Origin of the sequence: Kitasatospora sp. NPDC005856 (genome assembly GCF_040629945.1) — a bacterium.
Taxonomy (GTDB): Bacteria; Actinomycetota; Actinomycetes; order Streptomycetales; family Streptomycetaceae; genus Kitasatospora.
In genome coordinates this window covers 1-3,340 of record NZ_JBEXWT010000202.1, presented here as the reverse complement: position 1 = coordinate 3,340, position 3,340 = coordinate 1, and the positions used below count along the sequence as shown (strand labels likewise).

General features: G+C 70.9%; 2 protein-coding genes. Both read left to right on the top strand.

Annotated elements, in window-relative coordinates:
• The coding region (locus ABZ449_RS41885; protein ID WP_360357362.1) for an SDR family NAD(P)-dependent oxidoreductase at positions 1–2,031 on the top strand (2,031 nt) is incomplete at its 5' end.
• The coding region (locus ABZ449_RS41880) for a polyketide synthase (protein ID WP_360357359.1) at positions 2,031–3,340 on the top strand (1,310 nt) is incomplete at its 3' end. The genes ABZ449_RS41885 and ABZ449_RS41880, both read left to right, overlap by 1 nt.

Below are 3,340 nucleotides of genomic sequence, written 5' to 3'. Positions count from 1 at the left end.
ACCACACCCGACTGGACCACCTACCACTCCCACCAACAACGCCACCGCATCCCCCTCCCCACCTACCCCTTCCAACACAAGCACTACTGGCTCGACCGACAGGCCACGACGGCCCGGGCCACCGGTGGTACCGCGGCGCGCCGCGACGACATCACGCAGTGGTTCTACGCCCCGTCCTGGCAGCGGGCGCCTCTCCCGGCCGGGGAACAGCCGGACTGCACCCGGCACTGGCTGGTCTTCGCCGACGGCCTGGGTGTGGGCGAGGCGGTGTCCGAGCAGCTGCGGACCGCCGGTGCCACCGTCACCCTGGTGGCGGCGGCCGGCGCCTGGTCGGACCACGGAGACAACCGCTACGCCATCGACCCGGCCGACAGCTCCGACTACGAGCGGCTGATCAGCACCCTGCGGAGCGGCCCTGCCGGTGTGCCCACCCACATCGTCCACGGCTGGAGCGTCACCGCGCCGGGCGAGGAGGGCAGCCTCCAGCACGGTTTCGAGAGTCTGATCCGCCTCACCCAGGCCCTCGTCCAGCACCCGGACAGCGAGCCGCGCCGGATCTGGGTGCTCAGCAACGGCCTGCACAACGTCACCGGCGCCGAGCCGCTCTCGCCGCTGAAGGCCACCCTGCTGGGCCCGTGCCGCGTGCTGCCCCGCGAGCTGCCGGGCACCACCTGCCGCAGCGTCGACCTCGACTGCCAGGAAGCACCCAACCGTTCCCAACTTGTGAATCTGATGGCCGAGTTGGCAGCAGCACCGGAGCCCGGCACGGAGACGGTGGCGCACCGAGGGGGGCACCGCTGGTCCCAGCACTTCCTGCCGCAGCCACTGCCCCGGGGCGACCGGTCACCGGCGGTGCGCAAGGACGGCGTCTACCTGGTCACCGGCGGCACCGGCGGCCTGGGCCTGGCCCTGGCCGGGCACCTCGCGGCAGCGGGGGCGAGGATCGCGCTCACCGCGCGCACCCGGCTGCCCGACGCCGCGGAGTGGGACTCCTGGCTCGCCCACAACCCGGGCAAGGGCCGACTCGCCGACACCGTACGGGAGTTGGTCCGCCTGCGGGACGCAGGTGCGGAGCTCCTGGTGCTCCAGGCCGACGTGAGCGACCAGGCGGCGATGAGCGAGGCCGTCCGGCGAACCACCCAGCGGTGGGGGGCCGTCCACGGCGCCTTCCACACGGCGGGCGTCGCCGGTGGCGGCCTGATCCAGCTCAAGGACCTCCAGGCGGCCGCCGAGGTCCTGCTCCCGAAGGTACGCGGCACCCTGGTGCTGGAGGAGGTGCTGGCGGACCAGGAGCTGGACTTCCTCGTCCTGTTCGGCTCGAACGGTGCGAACATCGGCAGTGTCGGCCAGGTCGACTACTGCGCCGCCAACTGCTTCCTTGACGCCTTCGCCCAGGACCGCGGCCGCACCCGGCGGGTGATCTCGATCGACTGGGGTCCGTGGCGGGAGATCGGCATGGCGGCCGACACCGCCGCACCGTCCGGCATCGAGCAGGTGGACCAGCGCGCCATGTCGGCCGCCGAGGGGCTGTGGGCCCTCGACGCGATCCTGGCCGGCGTCTCGGAGTCGCAGGTCGTCGTGTCGCCCGCCGAGCTCTCCGCGCTCTTCGAGAACGCCTTCTCGCTGGAGCAGGGCGCCACCGCGGAGCCCCGCGGTGGCGCGCACGAACGCCCGGACATCCTCACCGAGTTCGTAGCTCCGCGCAGCGACACCGAGCGCGCGATCTGCGAGGTGTGGCAGGAGCTGCTGGGCATCGAGAAGGTCGGCATCCAGGACAGCTTCTTCGATCTGGGCGGCAACTCCCTGATCGCGATCCAGCTGGTGAGCACCACCAACACCCGGCTGGGCACCAAGCTCGCCCTCGGCGACCTGTACGAGGGGCTGACGGCGGCACACCTGGCCGGCCTGGTCGAGAAGCCGGTACGGCAGGCAACGAGCAACAGCCTCAAGGAACTTGAGGAACGCAGAGAGAAGATGCAGCAGCGCCGGCGTCAGCACCAGCAACGGCGTCGGACGGCAAGGGGCGAATGATGACCACTGAGTTCACGGATCTCCCGGCGCGGGACGGTGTCGCGATCGTCGGGATGGCGGGGCGCTTCCCCGGCGCGGGGGACCTGGCCGAGTTCTGGTCGAACCTGCGCGACGGCGTCGAGTCGATCGTCGCCCTGACCGACGAGGAGCTGGCGGCGGCCGGGGTGCCGGCCGAGGTCTTCGGCCGGCCCCACTACGTCAAGGCCGTCCCCAAGTTCGAGGGCATCGGCCTGTTCGATGCGGAGTTCTTCGGGTACACCGCCCGTGAAGCGAAGATCATGGACCCGCAGCACCGGCTCTTCCTGGAAACGGCCTGGGCGGCCCTGGAGCACTCCGGCTACGACGCCGCCCGGTACGCGGGCAGCATCGGCGTCTTCGGCGGCGCCAGTACCACCGCCTACCTCGGGAACATCCTCAGCAACCTGGAGCAGGGCGAGGCGATCAAGGGCGAGAACGTCGGCCTGGGCTTCGAACTCGCCTTCCTGACCAGCCGGGTGTCGTACAAGCTCGACCTGCGGGGGCCGAGCTTCCCGCTGCAGACCGCCTGCTCCAGCTCGCTGGTGGCGCTGCACGCCGCTTGCCAGAGCCTGCTCAACTACGAGTGCGACATGGCTCTTTCGGGTGCGGTCTCCTACAAAGTGCAGGAGAACACCGGCTACCCCTACCAGGAGGGGGCCTTCCTCTCCCCGGACGGGCACATCCGCCCGTTCGACGCGGACGCCCGGGGCACGGTCTTCGGCAACGGTGTCGGCGTGGTGGCCCTGAAGCGGCTGGAGGACGCGCTGGCCGACGGCGACACCGTCCACGCCGTGATCAAGGGCTCGGCCATCAACAACGACGGTGGGGTCAAGGCGAGTTTCACGGCACCGACCGTCGGCGGTCAGGCCGAGGTGATCACGGAGGCGCTGGCCGTCGCGGAGCTCGACCCCGAGGACATCGACTACGTCGAGGCGCACGGCAGCGGCACCGTGATCGGCGACTCGATCGAAGTGCAGGCGCTGTCACGGGCGTTCGGCGAGACGGGCTCCTGGGTCATCGGCTCGGTCAAGGGGAACGTCGGCCACCTCGACGCCGCCGCCGGCATCGCCGGCCTGCTCAAGACCACGCTCGCGCTCAAGCACGAACTGCTGCCACCCTCGCTGAACTACACCCGTGGCAACCCCGACATCGACTTCGCCAACAGCCCGTTCCGGGTCCAGGCCGAGCCCGGCCCATGGCCACGCACCGAGAACCACGTCCGCCGCGCCGGGATCAGCGCCTTCGGCTTCGGCGGCAGCAACGCCCACCTCATCCTCGAAGAAGCCCCCGC